This is a genomic window from Clostridiales bacterium, from assembly GCA_025757645.1.
Classification (GTDB): domain Bacteria; phylum Bacillota; class Clostridia; order Oscillospirales; family Oscillospiraceae; genus CAG-103.
Window position 1 is genome coordinate 604,613 of record CP107216.1, and the last position, 19,061, is coordinate 623,673.

General features: G+C 64.3%; 18 protein-coding genes. 6 read left to right on the top strand and 12 right to left on the bottom strand.

The window, feature by feature from the left end; translation table 11 throughout:
• Nucleotides 1-78 precede the first annotated feature (78 nt).
• Complete coding sequence (locus tag OGM61_02845) at nt 79-996, top strand: pseudouridine-5'-phosphate glycosidase (GenBank protein UYI85021.1); 918 nt, start codon at nt 79-81, stop codon at nt 994-996.
• Nucleotides 993-1,172 carry a hypothetical protein gene (locus tag OGM61_02850; GenBank protein UYI85022.1) on the top strand — a complete coding sequence of 60 codons (180 nt, stop codon included), beginning with the start codon at nt 993-995 and terminating at the stop codon, nt 1,170-1,172. The genes OGM61_02845 and OGM61_02850 overlap by 4 nt, the downstream gene beginning before the upstream one ends.
• 70 nt (nt 1,173-1,242) lie before the next feature.
• Here OGM61_02850 and OGM61_02855 read toward each other — a convergent pair whose 3' ends face one another.
• From OGM61_02855 to yfbR, 5 genes are all read right to left on the bottom strand, one after another.
• A complete protein-coding gene (locus OGM61_02855; GenBank protein UYI85023.1) occupies nt 1,243-2,145 on the bottom strand; it encodes a serine O-acetyltransferase in 903 nt (300 codons plus the stop codon).
• Nucleotides 2,146-2,458: 313 nt separating this feature from the next.
• Nucleotides 2,459-2,665, bottom strand: coding sequence for a DUF896 domain-containing protein (locus tag OGM61_02860; protein UYI85024.1), 207 nt, complete (start codon nt 2,663-2,665; stop codon nt 2,459-2,461).
• A gap of 15 nt (nt 2,666-2,680) precedes the next feature.
• Nucleotides 2,681-4,039, bottom strand: coding sequence for a PFL family protein (locus OGM61_02865; protein UYI85025.1), 1,359 nt, complete (start codon nt 4,037-4,039; stop codon nt 2,681-2,683).
• Between the two features lie 12 nt (nt 4,040-4,051).
• Nucleotides 4,052-4,321 carry an ACT domain-containing protein gene (locus tag OGM61_02870; protein UYI85026.1) on the bottom strand — a complete coding sequence of 90 codons (270 nt, stop codon included), beginning with the start codon at nt 4,319-4,321 and terminating at the stop codon, nt 4,052-4,054.
• Between the two features lie 12 nt (nt 4,322-4,333).
• Nucleotides 4,334-4,924, bottom strand: a complete 591-nt coding sequence (gene yfbR / locus OGM61_02875; GenBank protein ID UYI85027.1) for a 5'-deoxynucleotidase — start codon at nt 4,922-4,924, stop codon at nt 4,334-4,336.
• A gap of 170 nt (nt 4,925-5,094) precedes the next feature.
• Here yfbR and typA point away from each other — a divergent pair, with 170 nt between their 5' ends.
• From typA to OGM61_02895, 4 genes are all read left to right on the top strand, one after another.
• On the top strand, nt 5,095-6,921 hold the full coding sequence (gene typA, locus OGM61_02880) for a translational GTPase TypA (GenBank protein ID UYI85028.1): 1,827 nt from the start codon (nt 5,095-5,097) through the stop codon (nt 6,919-6,921).
• Between the two features lie 213 nt (nt 6,922-7,134).
• Nucleotides 7,135-7,401, top strand: a complete 267-nt coding sequence (gene rpsO, locus OGM61_02885; GenBank protein UYI85029.1) for a 30S ribosomal protein S15 — start codon at nt 7,135-7,137, stop codon at nt 7,399-7,401.
• A 204-nt stretch (nt 7,402-7,605) separates the two neighbouring features.
• Nucleotides 7,606-9,729, top strand: coding sequence for a polyribonucleotide nucleotidyltransferase (locus OGM61_02890; protein ID UYI85030.1), 2,124 nt, complete (start codon nt 7,606-7,608; stop codon nt 9,727-9,729).
• Between the two features lie 69 nt (nt 9,730-9,798).
• The gene (locus OGM61_02895) at nt 9,799-11,046 is read left to right on the top strand and encodes an insulinase family protein (protein ID UYI85031.1); all 1,248 of its coding nucleotides are present in this window, start codon (nt 9,799-9,801) and stop codon (nt 11,044-11,046) included.
• A 189-nt stretch (nt 11,047-11,235) separates the two neighbouring features.
• On the opposite strand, the gene OGM61_02900 is transcribed toward OGM61_02895, so the two are convergent.
• From OGM61_02900 to OGM61_02930, 7 genes are all read right to left on the bottom strand, one after another.
• Nucleotides 11,236-12,243 carry an aspartate-semialdehyde dehydrogenase gene (locus OGM61_02900; protein ID UYI85032.1) on the bottom strand — a complete coding sequence of 336 codons (1,008 nt, stop codon included), beginning with the start codon at nt 12,241-12,243 and terminating at the stop codon, nt 11,236-11,238.
• A gap of 18 nt (nt 12,244-12,261) precedes the next feature.
• Nucleotides 12,262-13,572 (bottom strand): aspartate kinase, encoded by a 1,311-nt coding sequence (locus tag OGM61_02905; protein UYI85033.1) that lies wholly within the window; start codon nt 13,570-13,572, stop codon nt 12,262-12,264.
• Between the two features lie 10 nt (nt 13,573-13,582).
• The gene (locus OGM61_02910) at nt 13,583-14,722 is read right to left on the bottom strand and encodes a homoserine dehydrogenase (GenBank protein ID UYI85034.1); all 1,140 of its coding nucleotides are present in this window, start codon (nt 14,720-14,722) and stop codon (nt 13,583-13,585) included.
• Nucleotides 14,723-14,897: 175 nt separating this feature from the next.
• The gene (locus tag OGM61_02915; protein ID UYI85035.1) at nt 14,898-15,521 is read right to left on the bottom strand and encodes a helix-turn-helix domain-containing protein; all 624 of its coding nucleotides are present in this window, start codon (nt 15,519-15,521) and stop codon (nt 14,898-14,900) included.
• A gap of 115 nt (nt 15,522-15,636) precedes the next feature.
• Nucleotides 15,637-16,254, bottom strand: coding sequence for an MBL fold metallo-hydrolase (locus tag OGM61_02920; protein ID UYI85036.1), 618 nt, complete (start codon nt 16,252-16,254; stop codon nt 15,637-15,639).
• A gap of 13 nt (nt 16,255-16,267) precedes the next feature.
• Entirely contained in the window at nt 16,268-16,711 is a 444-nt protein-coding gene (gene dtd, locus OGM61_02925; GenBank protein ID UYI85037.1) for a D-aminoacyl-tRNA deacylase, read from the bottom strand.
• Complete coding sequence (locus tag OGM61_02930) at nt 16,708-19,026, bottom strand: bifunctional (p)ppGpp synthetase/guanosine-3',5'-bis(diphosphate) 3'-pyrophosphohydrolase (GenBank protein ID UYI85038.1); 2,319 nt, start codon at nt 19,024-19,026, stop codon at nt 16,708-16,710. The genes dtd and OGM61_02930 overlap by 4 nt, the downstream gene beginning before the upstream one ends.
• Between the last annotated feature and the right edge of the window lie 35 nt (nt 19,027-19,061).

Below are 19,061 nucleotides of genomic sequence, written 5' to 3' on the forward strand. Positions count from 1 at the left end.
TGTGCTTGACAATTTCGGAAAACCTTTTACAATATAGGCGAACCAAGCGGACCGACACAACCAAGGAGGTTTTTGATTATGAACATGAACAAATATCTGGACATCGCACCCGAGGTGCAGCAGGCGCTCGCGGACGGCCGCCCGGTCGTCGCGCTCGAGAGCACGATCATCTCCCACGGCATGCCCTATCCGAAAAACGTCGAGACGGCCCTGCTCGTCGAGCAGACTCTGCGCGACAACGGCGCCGTGCCCGCCACCATCGCCATCCTCGGCGGCCGCCTGAAGGCCGGCCTGTCCAAGGAGGAGATCACCTACCTCGGCAAGGCCGGGCGCAAGGTCGCCAAGGTCTCCCGCCGCGATCTGCCGGTCATCTGCGCGCGCGGTGCGGACGGCGCGACCACCGTTACCACGACGATGATGATCGCCCATATGGCGGGCATCCAGGTCTTTGCCACCGGCGGCATCGGCGGCGTGCACCGCGGCGCCGAGACGACCATGGACATCTCCGCCGACCTCGAAGAGCTGGCGCAGACGCCGGTCATGGTCGTGTGCGCGGGTGCGAAGGCCATTCTCGACCTCGGCCTGACGCTGGAGTATCTGGAGACGAAGGGCGTGCCCGTGCTCGGCTACGGCACGGACGAGCTGCCCGCATTCTACACCCGTGAGAGCGGTCTCGGTGTTGACGCGCGCGTCGACACGCCGGAGGATCTGGCTGCCATCTTCCAGGCGCAGCGCGACCTGGGCCTCAAGACCGGCATGCTTGTCACGAACCCGATCCCACAGCAGTATGCCATGGACAAGACCGTCATCGACAAGGCCATCGATCAGGCGCTCGCCGAGAGCCATGAGCAGGGCATCCACGGCAAGGAGACCACGCCGTTCCTGCTTGCCCGTGTGGCGGAGCTCACCGGCGGCGACAGTCTCGAGAGCAACATCCAGCTCGTGCTCAATAACGCCCGCGTCGCGGCGAAGACCGCCGTCGCCCTCTGCAAATGAAGGGCGGTGCGTGGCTCGTGCTCGCGGTGTCCGCGCTGATGGGGCTCGGCCTCACCATCGGGGCGATCGCCTCGCGCCGGCATATGAGCACCGCCGTCGTCGTGGTGCTGTGTCTCGTCGGCATCGGCATCGTGCTCGTCGGCGCGGTGCTGAGCATCGGCATCGGGGTATTGTGAGCGCGCGAAACTGCATAAGGTAAAAAACACCGCAGGCCGGTCGGCCTGCGGTGTTTTGTGTATTTATGCCTTATTTCTCGTCGCTGGGCTTCGGCTGCGCGACGCGGAAGATCATGCGCGGGGTCTCGGTGCTGGCCTTCGTGTTCGGGGCCACGGACTCGGTGATGAACGAGTTGCCGCCGATGACGGAGTTTGCGCCGATGACGGTCTTGCCGCCGAGGATGGACGCGCCGGAGTAGATCGTGGCGTTGTCGCCGACGGTGGGGTGGCGCTTGCCGGTCACGGCATGGCCGTGGCGCGGGCTGAGCGCGCCGAGCGTCACGCCCTGATAGAGCTTGACGTGGTCGCCGATGATCGTCGTCTCGCCGACGACGATGCCGGTGCCGTGGTCGATGAAGAAATATTCGCCGATCTGCGCGCCGGGGTTGATGTCAATGCCGGTCGCGCCGTGGGCGTACTCGCTCATGATGCGCGGGATGAGCGGAACCTTGCTCTCGTAGAGCTCGTGCGCCACGCGGTAGACGAAGATCGCGTACAGGCCGGGGTAGGAGAAGATGACCTCCTCCTTGCTGCCGGCGGCGGGGTCGCCGTCGAAGTTTGCGGCCACGTCTTTCATGAGCATGGCCTGGATCTGCGGCAGGCGGCACAGGAAGCGGTCGCACACGGCGCTCGTGCGCTCGCGCAGCTCCGTCTCGTCCTTGATCGTGTTGGAAAACGCCAGGTGCACCTGCTCGCACAGGTCGGTGTAGATCTCGCCGAGCAGGAACTCCGCAAACGTCTCGGCCGAGACGTGCGACACCGTGCCGCCCGCGAAATACGCCGGGAAGAACACCTTCTGCAGGTTCTCGATGATCTTGATGATGACCTTGCGGTCGGGCATGCGCAGCTGCTCGCTGTACATGGGCACTTCGGCCGTTTCGTAGCCGTTGGCGATCTGCGCTGCCACGGCGTGCAGCAGACTTTTTTGCGTCATGATGGGGACACTCCTTCTTCTTTCACATAGCGCCACAGGCAAAAAAGCGCAGGAAGCGTTTCGCTTCCTGCGCTGCATGACCATGTGGATGCATGACGGACGTACCTTTTGGGCGCGGCCGTGGACTTACCGGCAGAAAGCGACGCTTCTTTGCGCACGACAACAACAGGCCGTCGGACATGCCGCGACCCGGATGCTGCTGCAGCTGCAAAGACGCATGGCTCAGACTCCTTCCGGTCAATTTTCCCCTCATGAGGGGAATTCCTCTTTCTTGTATAACACGATATGCCGCGCTTGTCAAGAGCGTGACGGCTCAGCGCTTTTTCTTCGGCAGTTTCGTGATGCGGCCGTCGCCGTGGTCGATGTACGTGTTTTCGAGCACGTCGATCGTGCTGCGGCGCCAGTCGGCGATGTATTCCTCGCGCAGCGCCTTGCGCTCGGCCTGTTCCTCGGGGGTCAGGTCGCGCTCGCGCGCGATGCGCGTCAGCTCGCTGATGCGGTCCATCTTTTCCTGTGTCAAGGCTTTGCTCTCCTCTCAGTTTTTCAGGCTGTGCAGCGGGGCGGGGATGCGCCCGCCGCGGGCGATGAAGTCGGCCGCGCTGCAGCGGTTGACCGGCATGACCGGCGCGCTGCCGAGCAGGCCGCCGAACGCCACCGTGTCGCCCACCTGTTTGCCGGGGGCGGGGATGATGCGCACGGCGGTGGTCTTGTTGTTGATCATGCCGATGGCGGCCTCGTCCGCGATGATGGCGGAGATCGTCTCGGCCGGCGTGTCGCCGGGCACGGCGATCATGTCCAGACCGACCGAGCACACGCACGTCATGGCCTCGAGCTTTTCGATCGTCAGGCGGCCGGCCTCGGCCGCGGCGATCATGCCGGCATCCTCCGACACGGGGATGAACGCACCCGAGAGCCCGCCGACGTGGGACGACGCCATGACGCCGCCTTTTTTCACCGCGTCGTTGAGCAGCGCGAGTGCCGCCGTGGTGCCGGGCCCGCCGACGGACTCCAGCCCCATCTCCTCGAGCACGGTGGCCACGCTGTCGCCGACGGCGGGCGTCGGCGCGAGCGACAGGTCCACGATGCCGAACGGCACGCCCAGCCGCGCGGATGCCTCCTGCGCCACGAGCTGGCCCATGCGCGTGATGCGGAAGGCCGTCTTTTTCACCGTCTCGGCCACGACGTCGAACGGCTGGCCATGCACGCTTTGCAGCGCGTGCTGCACCACGCCCGGCCCGGACACGCCGACGTGCACCTCGCACTCCGGCTCGCCCACGCCGTGAAACGCCCCGGCCATGAAGGGGTTGTCCTCCACGGCGTTGGCAAAGACCACGAGCTTGGCGCAGGCCATGCCGCCCTGATCGGCCGTAAGCGCGGCGGCGCGCTTGACGGTGCGGCCCATCTCGGCCACGGCGTCCATGTTGATGCCCGCGCGCGTCGAGCCGACGTTCACGCTCGCGCACACCAGCTCCGTCTCGGCCAGCGCCTCCGGGATGGAGGCGATGAGCACGCGGTCAGATTCCGTCATGCCCTTGTGCACGAGCGCGGAAAAGCCGCCGAGGAAGTTGACGCCGATCTCGTGCGCGGCGCGGTCGAGCGCTTTGGCATACGGCACATAGGACTGCGCGCCCGTGCCCGCTCCGACAAGGGAGATGGGCGTGACGGACACGCGCTTATTGACGATGGGGATGCCGAACTCGGCTTCGATATCTTCGCCCGTGCGCACGAGATCGCCCGCAAGGCGGCAGATCTTGTCGTATACCTTCGTGCAGCTGCGCTCGATGTCCGTGTCCGCGCAGTCGAGCAGGGAGATGCCCATCGTGATGGTGCGGATGTCAAGGTGCTGCTGGTCGATCATGGCGATCGTCTGCAAAATTTCACTGCGGTTGATCATGGTCGTGTCCTCTCAGATGCGGTGCATGGCGTTGAAGATGTCCTCGCGCTGGGCGCGGATCTGCAGGCCGCGCTGTGTGCCGGCCTCGTCGAGCGTGCGGGCGAGGTCTGCAAACGGCACGGTGCACTGCGCTGCGTCCACGAGCATGATCATCGTGAAGTATTCCTGCAATACCGTCTGGCTGATGTCCAGCACGTTCACGCCGTACTGCGCCAGCAGGGCGGTCACGTCGGCGATGATGCCGACACGGTCTTTTCCGATCACGGTTACGATTGCACGCATGGTTTGTCCTCCTTATTGACCGATCGCGCCGAGCTCGTCGAGATCGCGCTCGAACGCGGGGATGAAATGCTCCAGAAAATACTGCACCTCCGGCAGGGGGGATGCCTCGAGCGCCGCGCGCGTCTGCGCCTCGGCGGAGAGAAACTCGTTGTTGCCGGCCTTGCGCTCCTCGATGCACTTGATGTAGGCTGAGAGCTTGTCGGCCGCCTTCACGAGCGGGTAAATGTCGCCGTCCTTATCCTCGGCGAGCACATCGGCATAGGTCTCGCGCAGCTCCGGCGGCAGCATGCCGAGCAGCTTCTGCACGGCCAGATCCTCCACCGCGTGGTAGGCCGACATGATCTCTGCGTTGTGATACTTGATCGGTGTCGGCAGGTCGCCCGTGAGGATCTCCGACGCATCGTGATACAGCGCCGCAGTTGCGAGCGCGTTGACGTCGCACGGCTGGTGGAAAATGTCGCGCCGGATGACGCCGAGCGCGTGCGCCAGCACAGCCACCATGTGGCTGTGCTCCTGAATGTTCTCGGGCAGGGCGTTGCGCATCAGGCCCCAGCGCGCGATATAGCGCATGCGCGAAATGAGCGCAAAGAAGTTGGAATCCATGGTCTGTCCCCTCAAAAACGAAAAATACAGATATGAACACATTTTATCATGCCGTTCGGAGAATGTAAACACGAAAAACTGTTGCAATATCAGGTTTTCCATGCTAAAATACAATTTCGTGCGAACAGAAATCATTTGAAATATGTATTTGCGTTGAGGAAGTGTGCAAAATGGAGAAATTGAGAAACGTCGCCATCATCGCCCACGTTGACCACGGCAAGACCACCCTGGTTGACGAGATGCTCAAGCAGAGTGGCGTCTACCGTGAAAATCAGGAGGTCGTCGACCGCGTCATGGACTCCAACGATCTGGAGCGCGAGCGCGGCATCACGATCCTGGCCAAGAATACCGCCGTGCGCTACGGCGACACGAAGATCAACATCGTCGACACCCCGGGCCACGCCGACTTCGGCGGCGAGGTCGAGCGTGTCCTGAAGATGGTCAACGGCGTCATTCTGCTTGTCGACGCCGCCGAGGGCCCCATGCCGCAGACGCGCTTCGTGCTCAGCAAGGCGCTCGAGCTCGGCCACCGCGTTATCGTCGTCATCAACAAGATCGACCGCCCCGACCAGCGTATCCACGAGGTCATTGACGAGGTGCTCGAGCTGCTCATGGACCTCAACGCGACCGACGAACAGCTCGACTCGCCCATGCTCTTCTGCTCGGGCCGTCAGGGTACCGCGTCCTACTCCCCGGATGTGCCGGGCAAGGACCTGCGCCCGCTGTTCGACACCATTCTGGAGTATATCCCCGCGCCGGAGCAGAACGTCGACGCGCCGTTCCAGATGCTCGTGTCGTCCATCGATTACAATGAGTTTGTCGGCCGCATCGCCATCGGCCGCATCGAGCGCGGCGTCATCCGTCAGAACGAGGAGATCGCCGTGTGCAACTACCACGAGCCGGACGCCCCGGCCAAGAAGGCCAAGGCCGTGTCCATGTATGAGTTCGAGGGCCTGCAGCGCGTGCCCGTCACGGAGGCGGAGGCCGGCAGCATCATCGCCATGTCCGGCATCGGCGACATTACCATCGGCGACACGATCTGCGCGCCGAGCTGCGTCGAGCCGATCGAGTTCGTGAAGATCTCCGCGCCCACGATGGAGATGACCTTCTCCGTCAACGACGGCCCGTTTGCCGGCCGCGAGGGCAAGTTCGTCACCAGCCGCCAGATCCGCGAGCGGCTCTACCGCGAGACGCTCAAGGACGTGTCCCTGCGCGTGAGCGATCTCGAGGGCGCGACGGATTCGTTCAACGTCGCCGGCCGCGGCGAAATGTCGCTGTCCATCCTCATCGAGACCATGCGCCGCGAGGGGTATGAGTTCCAGGTCTCGCCCCCGCGCGTGCTCTACCAGACGATCAACGGCCAGAAGTGCGAGCCGATCGAGCGCCTTGTCGCCGACGTGCCGACCGACGCCGTCGGCGCCGTGATTGAAAAGCTCAGCAGCCGCAAGGGCGAACTGCAGCAGATGGAGCCCATCGGCAAGCGCACGCGGCTGGAGTTTCTCGTGCCGTCGCGCGGCCTGTTCGGCTACCGCAACGAATTCCTGACCGATACGAAGGGCGAGGGCATCATGGCTTCCGTCTTTGACAGCTACGCCCCCTATAAGGGTGACCTCAGCCGCCGCAACACCGGCTCGCTCGTTTCGTTCGAGACCGGCGAGAGCATCACCTACGGCCTGTTCAACGCGCAGGAGCGCGGCCAGCTGTTCATCGGTGCGGGCGTGCCCGTGTATGCCGGCATGGTCGTCGGTGTGTCGCCGAAGCAGGAGGACATCACCGTCAACGTCTGCAAGAAAAAGCAGCTGACCAACACCCGCGCCGCCGGCTCTGACGACGCGCTGCGTCTCGTGCCGCCGCGCAAGCTGAGCCTGGAGCAGTGCCTGGAGTTCCTCGCGGACGACGAGCTGCTCGAGGTCACGCCCAAGAGCCTGCGCATCCGCAAGCGCATCCTCGACCATGAGCGCCGCATGAAGGCCGCCCACGGCAAGGGCGCGAAATAAGTTCGGCCCGTTCCCGCCGCTGTCCGCCGAGACGGCGGCGGGAATTTTGCGCCGCGCGGCGTATGGAGAAAGATTTTTCTTTACAAGTACCGCGGGGTGTGGTATTGTAAAACAGTCCATGTGCCCGGATCCGGGGCTTGCCGCTTTGCAGCGGTGCCTTTCCGCCCGGTTCTGCGCCAGCGGATACGAAAACAAAGAAAGGAAGTCATCACCATGATCACCAAAGCTGAAAAGACCGCAGTCATCGAAGCCAACAAGACGCACGAGGGCGACACCGGTTCTCCGGAGGTTCAGATCGCCATCCTCACCGAGCGTATCCACCAGCTCACAGAGCACCTGAAGGTGCACCCGAACGACAAGCACAGCCGTCTGGGCATGTACAAGATGGTCGGTAAGCGCCGCCGTCTGCTCGACTACCTCGCCAAGAAGGACATCGAGCGCTATCGTGCGATCATTGCAAAGCTGAACATCCGCAAGTAAGTTCGGCTTTTCCGAAGGGTATGAACGTTTGAACGCAGGGGGATAATTTCATATTGTCCCCCTGCTTTTTTCGTTCGCCCCGGCAGCCCATTTTCGGGAGCGCCGCTGCCCAGTATTTGAATCTGCGCCCCATCGCGCATGGGACGTGGATGCAAGTGCTGGCTCTGGCGTTTCCGCCAACAAAAGAAAGGAGCACCAGAACCCATGATTATCACCACGCACAAGCAGTTCCCCAACTACAAGCGCTACGAGATCGAGTATGAAGGCCGTCCCCTCGTCATGGAGACCGGCAAACTCGCAGAGCTGTGCAACTCCGCCGTCCTCGTCAGCTACGGCGAGACGACCGTGCTCGTCACCTGCACGGCCTCCGCCCGCCCGAAAGACGGCGTGGATTACTTCCCGCTGTCCGTTGATTTTAACGAAAAGCTCTACGCCGTCGGCCGCATCCCCGGCAGCTTCATGCGCCGCGAGGGTAAGCCCAGCCTGCCCGCCGTGCTCGCCAGCCGCCTGATCGACCGCCCGATGCGCCCGCTCTTCCCGAGCGACCTGCGCAACGACGTCATCATCGCCTGTGAAGTGCTGTCCGTCGACCGCGACTGCAGCCCGGGGATCACCGCCATGATCGGCGCGAGCGCCGCCGTGAGCATCTCCGACGTGCCGTTCAACGGCCCCATCGCCGGCATCGTCCTCGGCTGGGACGGCGAGAAGTACCTCTTCAATCCCACGCAGGAGCAGCGCAAGACCAACCGCATGACCACCACCATCGCGGCCACGCACAAGAAGATCGTCATGATCGAGTCCGAGGCCGACCAGGTGCCGGATGATGTGATGTACGAGGGCATCGTGCAGGCGCACGAGCACCTGCAGCCCGTGCTCGATCTCATCGACAAGATGGTCAGCGAGATCGGCAAGCCGAAGTTTGAGTATGAGCACGCCTCCTTTGACGAGGATCTGTTCGAGCTCCTGTGCGCCAACGAGATGGAAGGCATGGAGTACTGCATGGACACCGACGACAAGAACGTGCGCGAGGCGCGCGTGAATGAATGGATCGCCGCCGTGCAGGAAAAATATGAAGCCGAGCACCCGGACATGATGCAGTACATGGACGAGATCCTCTACAAGATGCAGAAGAAGATCGTCAAGAAGTGGCTGCTTGCCGGTCATCGTGTCGACGGCCGCAAGATGAACGAGATCCGCCCGCTCGATGCCGAGGTCGGTGTGATCCCGCGCGTGCACGGCTCTGGCCTGTTCACCCGCGGCCAGACGCAGGTGCTGTCCATCGCCACGCTCGCCACGCTGTCCATGTCCCAGAAGCTCGACACCATCTGGGAAGAGGAAGAAAAGCGCTTCATGCACCACTACAACATGCCGCCGTATTCCACCGGCGACGCCCGCGCCGCCCGCAGCACCAACCGCCGCGAGTATGGCCACGGCGCGCTCGTTGAGAAGGCGCTGCAGTGCGTCATCCCGCCAGTCGAGGAGTTCCCGTATGCCATCCGTGTGGTGTCCGAGGTGCTCTCGTCCAACGGTTCCACGTCGCAGGGCTCCATCTGCGGCTCCACGCTCGCGCTCATGGACGCCGGCGTGCCCATCAAGGCGCCGGTCGCCGGCATCTCCTGCGGTCTGATCCAGGACGGCGACGACTTCACCACCTTCATCGACATTCAGGGCGTTGAGGACTTCCACGGCGAGATGGACTTCAAGGTCGCCGGCACGAAGCAGGGCATCACCGCCATCCAGATGGACCTCAAGAACGACGGCCTCAAGCACGAGATCGTCAAGGAAGCGTTCCGTATGACACGCGAGGCCCGCTTCCAGATCCTCGATGAGATCATGCTCAAGGCGATCGCCGAGCCGCGCAAGGAGCTGGCCGATTCCGCCCCGAAGATGATCCAGATGAAGATCAACCCCGACAAGATCCGCGAGGTCATCGGCTCGGGCGGCAAGGTCATCCAGAAGATCTGCGCCGACACCGGCTGCAAGATCGACATCGAGGACGACGGCTCCATCTTCATCGCGTCCGAGGACATCGAGGCCTGCCGCGCCGCGCGCAAGACCATCGAGAACATCGTCTTCGAGCCGGAAGTCGGCGAGCTGTACTACGGCAAGGTCTCCAACATCCGCAGCGACTTCGGCGCATGGGTCGAGCTGGCTCCGGGCAAGGACGGCCTCGTCAAGATCAAGGATCTCGAGTTCAAGCGCACCGAAAAGGTCGAGGATGTGCTCAAGATCGGCGACATGACCTGGGTCAAGGTCATGAATGTCGACGATCGCGGCCGCATCGACCTGTCCCGCAAGGACGCGATGCGTGAAAAGGGCCTGATGTAATTTCGGCACAACTGTGTGGGCGGGGTGCGCATACACCCCGCCCACTTTTCCACGGGGGGACAGCACATTATGTACGAAAAACAGACGCTGCCGAACGGCGTGCGCATCGTCTACGAGCACATGCCGCACGTGCGCTCGGCGGCCATCGGCGTGTGGGTCGGCGTTGGGTCACGGTATGAGTCGCCGTGCGAGGCCGGTAGCGCGCACTTTATCGAGCATATGCTCTTCAAGGGGACGGCACAGCACTCCGCCTCCGAGCTGGCAGAACGCATGGACGCCATCGGCGGCCAGGTGAACGCCTACACCACGCGCGAGGGCACGTGCTACTATGCGCGCGTGCTCGACGAGCACCTCGACCGCGCGGGCGATCTGCTCGCCGAGATGCTCTTCACATCGAACTTTTCCGAGACGGACGCAGATAACGAACGCGGCGTCATCCGCGAGGAGATGGACATGTACGCCGACACGCCGGAGGATCTGGTCACGGAGCGGCTCATCGGCGCCGCCTTCCCCGGCGCGCTGGGGCGGCCGGTGCTCGGACGCCCGGCCACGATCGACCGGCTGACGGGTGCGCGCCTGCGCTCGTTTCAGATCGCGCACTATATCGCGCCGCGCATCGTTATCGCCGTGTCCGGCAGCTTCACGGATGAGAACATCGCGCGCCTCGCCGCGCACTTTTCGTGGCTGCCCGTGCGGCCGGATCTGACCATGCGGTCCGGCAGCTACACCCCAGCCTTCACGCTCAAGCGCAAGGCCATCGAGCAAAACCAGATCAGCATCGGCTTTCCCGGCCTGCCGACGGGGGCGGAGGAGCGCTTCACCATGGCGCTGCTCTCGTCCATCCTCGGCGGGAACATGTCCTCGCGCCTGTTTCAGACCGTGCGCGAGAAAAACGGTCTGTGCTACGCCATCTACACCTACACGGCGAGCTTTCTCGACTGCGGCATGTTCGGCATCTCCGCCGCCGTCGGCCGCGAGACGGAGCAGCGCGCGCTCGCGCTCATCCGCGACGAGCTCGAGCGCTTCCGCACCGACGGCGTCACGCAGTCGGAGCTCGACCGCGCGCGCGAACAGGTGCACGCGAGCGTGCTCATGGCGGAGGAATCCACCGCCTCGCGCATGAACAAGCTCGGCTATTCCGAGCTGTACCTCGGCCGGGTGCTCCCGGCGGACGAGGTGCTCGCGCGCTACGACGCCGTCACGCGCGAGGACATCCTCGGCCTTGCGCGCGAGACGCTGGACTTTGACCGCGTGTCGTTCTCGGCCGTCGGCCGCCTGCGGCCGCAGGAGGAATACGCGCAGCAGCTCAGGGGATAACAAAAACGCCGCGGAAGCCTCCGCGGCGTTTTCCTTTTCAGTCGTCCGACTCACCGGCCATGACCGTGTGCCGGATGCGGCGGATACCACACCCGCGCCGCTTGCGCAAGGGGGCGGATCCTGTCGCCATGTATCGCAAAACGTCCCCCGGCGGCTTCAAGAAGAAGCCGCCGGGGGCGTTTTGCTTTTTCAGGCGTTTTGGATCAGCAGCTCCGCGATCTGCACGCAGTTGGTGGCCGCGCCCTTGCGCACCTGATCGCCGCAGCACCAGAGGCACAGGCCGTTGGGGTCGGTCAGGTCGGGGCGGATGCGGCCGACGAACACGAGATCCTGATCCGACGTGTCGAGCGGCATGGGATACTGCAGCGCGTCGAGATCATCCACAAGGCGGCAGCCGGGGGCGGCGGCGATGGCCGCGCGCGCCTCGTCAACGGAGATGTGGTGCACGAAGTGCACGGCGGCGGAGATGGAGTGACTGCGCACGACGGGCACGCGCACGCAGGTGCACGAGACGTTCATGTCCGGCAGGTGCAGGATCTTGCGGCCCTCGTTCTGGAGCTTCATCTCCTCGGAGGTGTAGCCGTCGCACTGCTCGCCGCCGATCTGCGGGATGACGTTGTAGGCGATCTGGTGCGCGAACACCTTCGGCGCGTAGCTCTTGCCGGCACGCAGGGCGTCGACCTCGTTTTGCAGCTCGATCGGGCCGCCCGCGCCCGCGCCGGATACGGCCTGATACGTCGACACGACCATGTCGCGGATGGGTGAGAGCTTGCGCAGCGCGTTGATGGCGGTCAGCGTGATGATGGTCGAGCAGTTGGGGTTCGAGATGATGCCGTGGTGCAGCTTCACGTCTCCGGCGTTGATCTCCGGCACGACGAGCGGTACGTTTGGGTCCAAGCGAAAGGCCGAGGAGTTATCCACGAACACGGCGCCGGAGCGCACGATCGCAGGGGCGAAGCGCTCGGCAATGTCGTTTTCCGCCGCGCCGAGGACGATGTCCATGCCGGAGAAGGCGGCGTCCGTCGCCTCCTCGAGGGCGATATTCTGTCCCTGCCACGACACGACCTTGCCGGCCGAGCGGGCGCTTGCGAGCAAGTGCAGCTCCCCGACGGGGAACTTGCGCTCGGCGAGGATCTTCATCATTTCCTGCCCGACGGCGCCGCTGGCGCCGAGAATGGCTACGCGATACTGCTTCATATTTGAAAACTTCCTTTCTTATTTCACAAAGCTGTTGTACAGGACCTGGATGGCGGGCGCGAAATCCTTCGTATCCACGCCGACGATGATGTTGAGCTCATCCGGCCCCTGCGAGATCATGCGGATGTTGATGCCGTGCTCGCCGAGCGCGGCGAAGATGCGGCCCGACGTGCCGGGGCGGAAGGCCATCTTCCGGCCGACGGCCGCGACGATGGAGATGTTCTCCGTCATGTGCAGATTGTCCGGGTGCAGCTGCTTTTCCAGCTCGCCGAGGATGGAGTACAGGCAGGGGGCGACCTTTTCGCTCGAGACGACGAGCGACAGGCAGTCGATGCCGCTAGGGGCGTACTCGATGCTCACGCCGTGGCGCTCGAACACTTCGAACACATGCCGGAACGTGCCCACGCTCGAGGACATACCGGACTTGGCGATCGTGATGATAGAGTAGTTTTTCTTGCCCGCGATGCCGGTGATGAGCCGACCGTCGTCCACGTCGTCGAACGACTCCATGATGAGCGTGCCGGGGTGGTCGGGGTCGTTGGTGTTGCGGATGTTGAGCGGGATATTCTTCTCGCGCACGGGGAAGACCGTGCCCTCATGCAGCACCTGCGCGCCGACGAAGCTCAGCTCACGCAGCTCGTTATAGGTGATGCGCTCGATGGGCAGCGGGTCGGGCACGATGCGGGGGTCGGCCATAAGGATGCCGGACACGTCCGTCCAGTTTTCGTACACGTCGGCATCGAGCGCCGCGGCCGCGAGCGCGCCGGTGATGTCGCTGCCGCCGCGGGAAAAGGTGCGGATCTTGCGGTCGGGCGTCACGCCGTAAAAGCCGGGGATGACAACGCTGCGCCCGTCGGCCAGCCGCCGGAGCGCGGCGTAGGACGCCTCCTTGTCGATCGAGCCGTCAAACTGAAAGCGCACCCACAGCTCCGCGTCCAGAAACGAGTAGCCGAGGTAGTCCGCCATGAGCAGGGCGGAGAAATATTCGCCGCGCGACACGAGCTCCTCTTCCGAGATGCCGGCGCGCATCTGCCGGCGCAGCACGTCGAGCTCGGCCTCGATATCGACGTTCAGGCCGCATTCGTCGCGGATGGCGATGTAGCGATCGCAGATCATCTGAAAGACGGCGTCGCAGTTCACGCCGTACTGCAGGTGCGCGTAGCACAGGTACAGCAGGTCTGTGAGCTTGTGGTCGTCCGCGCTGCGCTTGCCGGCGGCGGACACGACGATCACCTTCCGCGCGGGGTCGGCGCGCACGATGTCGCGCACTTTTTCAAACTGCTTGGCGTCCGCCATCGACGAGCCGCCGAATTTTGCAACCTTCAGCATGGGGCCCTCCTTACTGCAGCGCGGCAAAGAAGCTCTCGCTGTCCTGCACCAGCGCCTGCGCCATGAGCGCGTGCATCCGGCTCACGGGCACGGGCTGCGTGATGACCGCACCGTCCCAGTCGCCCTCGGCGAGGGCGGCCAGCTCCGGCAGCGCGGCGCGCGTGCGCACGTAGTAGCGGTGCTGCACGCCGGAATTGTCCGGTACGGCTGGAACGAACGAGTCGGTGTAAAACGCATGCACGCCGCGGCGGATATCCACGAGATCCTGCACGACGTTGTAGGCCGTCGGGTAGCGGCCCGCGCCCTGACCGAAGAAGCTCTGCACGCCCATGCGGTCGCCCTCCATGCTGATGAGGTTGAAGTTCGCGGGCACGGCTGCCTCGAGCGCGTCATGGCTCAGCAGCGTCGGCTCGACGTAGGCGCGGATGCTGCCGCCTTTCTGCTCGGCCGCTGCGATCAGCTTGCACGTGCAGCCGTGCGCCTGAAAGCGGGCGATGTCCGCCTTGCGCACATTGCGGATGCCGAACACCGGCACGTCCGCCTCGCGCAGCGACACGCCGAAGGCCACGTTGGCGGACAGGATCAGCTTGCGCTGAATGTCCAGCCCGTCGATATCGGCCGAGGGGTCGGCCTCGGCATAGCCGAGCGCCTGCGCCTGCGCGAGCACGTCGGCAAAGTCGGCGTCGCTGCCGTGCATCGCGTCCATGATGTAGTTGGTCGTGCCGTTGAGGATGCCCCAGACGCGGGAGATGTGGTTGGCGTGCGCGGCCTTTTCAAGATTCGTCAGCCACGGGATGCCGCCGCCGACCGCCGCCGTGCACCGCAGTGCTGCGCCGTGCTCATTGGCGAGCGCGGTGAGTTCGTCGTAGTACCGGCACATGAGGTATTTGTTCGAGGACACCACGTTCTTCCCGGCGCGCAGCGCGGCCGCCACGTATTCATACGCCGGGTGCAGGCCGCCCATAACCTCCACGACGGTGTCCACCGCCGGGTCGTCGAGAATGTCCTGCATCTCGTAGGTGGTTCGGGCCGTCAGCTCGCCGAGATCGCGCCGGCACAGCACCCACACCGCGCGGATATCGTCCCGGCCGGCGAGCATATCGTAAACGCCCCTGCCGACAACGCCAAAGCCCAGAAGTCCGATGTTCATGATGTTCCCTCACTTTGTTTTGATGAAAATTGCCCGCGTATAGCGGACAGATGTTTTTCGAGCGAGAACAATATACCACGTCTGCCCCCGGATTGCAAGGGCGCGCGGGCACATTTTCCCGAAACCGGCAAAAAACCGGCAGAAGCGCACTTCTGCCGGTTGCCTTTGTGCAGTTTTACGGCCCGGCGTCCGGCTGCGTCAGCCAGAGCAGCGCGCCGAGGAGGAAAAACAGCGCTGCCGTGGCGGCACGGCCGCCGTAAAGGCGCGGCAGCATCACGCCGGCCGTGGGCAGCGCGACGCTGACGACCAGAAACGCCAGCCACAGGCCGAACAGCGCCCAGACGAGCGGGTGCACCCAGGGCGCGCCGCGCCGCGGCCGCAGGCGCGTGACCATGCACAGCGCCTGCAGCAGTGTCCACGCCAGCGCGCACAGCAGCAGCGGCTCGGTTATGAGCATGGCTGCCAACGGCGTCATGTCCCCGTGCTGGTACTGCCGGAGGCAGACCGCGTGCAGGTACGCCCACAGCCCGGCCAGCACGAGCGTGACGGCCCCCATGATGCACAGCCTGCGCAGCGCCGCCCGGCGGGCATCGGCGGACGGCGCCCCGTCCAGCAGCTCCGTGAGCTCTACGCCGAGCGTGTCCGCGAGCCGCTGCAGCGTCTCTACGTCCGGGCGAGAGCGGCCGGTTTCGTAATTCGATATGGTCTGCCGCGTCGTGTGCACGGTCTGCGCCAGATCGTCCTGCGTCAGCTTCCGGCGCACGCGGGCGCGGCGGATGTTGGCTCCAATGTCGCGCATGGTGTTCACCTCGCCCAAAGCATACCATGCGCGGGCGCGATTTGTCACGCAAAGAACCTTTGCGCGCGCAAAAAACCGGCAGAAGCGAACTTCTGCCGGTCGTGTTTGTGCAGTTTTACTGTCCGCGGTTTTGCAGCGCGGTCAGGTAGGGGTTGAAGCGGCGCTCGGTCTCGAGCGTGGAGCAATCCATGTGGCCGGGGTAGACCTCGTAATCGCCGGGCAGAGCCGCGATCTTGGCCAGCGACTGCAGCTCGACCTCCATGCTGCCGCCGGCGAAATCCGTGCGGCCGCACGAACCGGCGAAGAGCGTGTCGCCGGTGAAGAGCGCGTCGCCGCAGATGAGCGTCACGCCGCCGGGCGTGTGGCCGGGCGTTTCCATGACGCGGAAGGTCAGATTGCCGACCTTGACCTCGTCGCCCTCCTTATAAAAGATCGTGCCCTCGGGCGGGGTGAACGTGTAGCTGTCGAAGGCGACGGCCGTGCCTGCGTCGAGCGCGTTCATGTACACGGGCGCACCGGTCTCCTCGTGCACGGCGTAGACGGCACCGGTGTGGTCGTAGTGGCCGTGCGTGAGCAGGATGGCGCGGCAGGTGAGGTGGTTGTCCTCGAGGTAGTAGAGGATGGTGTTAGACTCGTCGCCGGGGTCGATGACGGCGCACTCGAGCGTGGTCTCGTCCGTGACGATGTAGCAGTTGGTCATGAGGTGCCCGACGGGCAGACATTTGATGAGCATGGGGTGGCCTCCTTTATAAATGATCGGTATCGAGCAGGATGGTGACAGGGCCGTCGTTGACGGACGCAACTTTCATGTCCGCGCCGAACACGCCCGTGCGCACCGGGAAGCCGCGGGCCTCGCAGCCCGCGATCACGCGCTCGTAGAGCGGCACGGCGGTCTCCGGCCGGGCGGCGGCCGTGAAGCCGGGGCGGCGGGAGCGGCAGTCGGCAAAGAGGGTGAACTGGCTCACGATGAGCAGCTCTGCCCCGGCGTCGGCGGGGCTGACGTTCATTTTGCCATTGGCGTCCTCAAAGACGCGCAGGCCGCAGATGCGGTCGACGATGTGGTCGGCCTCGGCCGCCGTATCGGACACGTGCACGCCCAGCAGGACAAGGAAGCCCCTGCCGATGCGGCTGTATTCGGCGCCGTCGATCGTGACGGACGCCTCGGTAACGCGGGTGACGACGGCTCTCATGCTTTGCCCTCCTGTTTGGCCTTCTTTTCCTGTTCCGCCTGCAGCTCGGCGGTGTGCGCGGCGGCTTTTGCGGGGTCGGACGCGCCGCTGCGCGAGATGCGGATGACGCCGCGGATGGCGCTCAGGCGGCTGATGATCGTGCGCAGCTCAGCCAGGTCGTGCACCTCGACGGTGATCGTGATGGTCGAGCGGCCGCTGTCCACGTCGCGCGCGGTGAGCGTGCGCACCTTGGCGTTGAGCGTGTTGAGCGCCGTGGCCACGTCCATGACGAGGCCCGAGCGCTGCGCGCTGAGCATCATGAGCGTCGTGCTGTAGGCATCGGTGGTGCGCTCGGCCCAGCTCACGCGGATCCAGCGGCCGGCGGTCTCCGGATTGTCGCGGCTGGCGAGATAGTTTTCGCAGTCCGTGCGGTGGATGGACACGCCCGCGCCGCGCGTGATGAAGCCGATGATGCTGTCGCCGGGCACCGGCGTGCAGCAGCGGGAGAATTTGATGAGGCAGTTGTCCAGCCCCTCGACGAGGATGCCGTGCACGGCGTGGCGCGGGCGCTTGTTGCGGCGCTCGGCCGCCTCGTTGATGCGGTCGATGGCGTTTTTCTGGTTGGCCTTCTGGTTGCGCAGGATCTCATCGCGGATGCGGTTGACGGTGCGCGTGGCGGTCACGCCGCCGTAGCCGATGGCGGCGTACAGATCGTCGAGCGAGGTGAAGGCCAGCCGCTTGAGGATCAGCGGCAGGATCTCGTCGCCCATGATGTCGGCCGGGGCGATGCCGTTGGCGCGCAGCTCGCGCTCAAACTGCTCCTTGCCGTGGACGATGTTCTCCTCGCGGCGCTCTTTTTTGAACCACTGCTTGATCTTCGTGCGCGCGGCGCCGCTCTTGGCGAGGTTCAGCCAGTCGCGGCTCGGGCCGGGCGCGTTTTTCGACGTGCGGATGTCGACAATGTCGCCGTTTTGCAGCACGTAGTCGAAGTTCACGATGCGGCCGTTGACCGTCGCACCGACCATGCTGTTGCCGATCGCGGAGTGGATGCTGTAGGCAAAGTCGATCGGCGTCGCGCCGGCGGGCAGATTGATGACATCGCCCTTCGGCGAGAACACGAACACCTCGTCGGCGAACATATCCACCTTCAGGTTGTGGAAAAAGTCCTGCGCGTCGGACTCCTGCTGCGTCTCGAGCAGGCGGCGGATCCAGGCGAACTTCTCCTCGTCGCCGGGCTTCGTGCCCTCGCCGCTGCCGGTCTTGTATTTCCAGTGTGCCGCAACGCCGTACTCCGCCGTCATGTGCATCTCCCAGGTGCGGATCTGCACCTCGAACGGGATGCCCTCCGAGCCGATGACCGTCGTGTGCACACTCTGGTACATGTTCGGTTTCGGCGTGCTGATGTAGTCCTTGAAGCGGCCGGGCAGCGGCTTATACATATCGTGGATGATGCCGAGCACGTTGTAGCAGTCGGGGATCGTGTCCACGATGACGCGAAACGCGCACAGGTCGAAAATGCCGTTGATGTCGAGCTTTTGCGCGTACATTTTGCGGTAGATGCTGTAGATGTGCTTGATGCGGCTCGAGATCGTCGCGTGCACGCCGTCTGCCTCCAGACGCTCGCGGATCTGCGTGCGCATCTCGCCCATGAATTTTTCGAGTGTCGGCATGCGCTGATCGAGCGCGTCCGTGATGGCCTTGTAGCCCGTGGGGTCGAGATACAGCAGCGAGAGGTCTTCGAGCTCCCACTTGATCTTCTGCATGCCGAGGCGGTGCGCGATGGGGGCGTAGATCTCCATCGTCTCGAGGGACTTGATGCGCTGCTTTTCCTCGCTCTGGTAGGCCATTGTGCGCATGTTGTGCAGGCGGTCGGCCATCTTGATGAGGATGACGCGGATGTCCTTGGCCATGGCCAGGAGCATCTTGCGCATGTTTTCCATCTGCTGCTCTTCGACGCTCGTGTACTGCACGCGCGTGAGCTTCGTGACGCCCTCGACGATGTCGGCCACCGAGGTGCCGAAGCTGCGCGCAATGTCCTCGTGCGTGAGCGAGGTGTCCTCGATCGTGTCGTGCAGCAGCGCGGCGATGATCGAGTCCTCGTCGAGCCCCATCTCCGCCGTGATGATGGCGGCGGCGATGCAGTGCGACACGTAGGGCGAGCCGTCGCGGCGCTTCTGGCCGGAGTGGGCCCGGTCGGCGCACTCGAAGGCCGCGCGCACGCGGCCAAGATCGGCCGGGATGCCGGCGGCGGTGATCTTCTGTTCCAGCTCCTGATAGTGGGCCTCAAGGTCGTAGGGCTTCGGGGCCACGTTTTCGGCGCGGGTCGCTTCAGACATAGGGACAGCTCCTTTCCCGAACGGAATGGGGATTT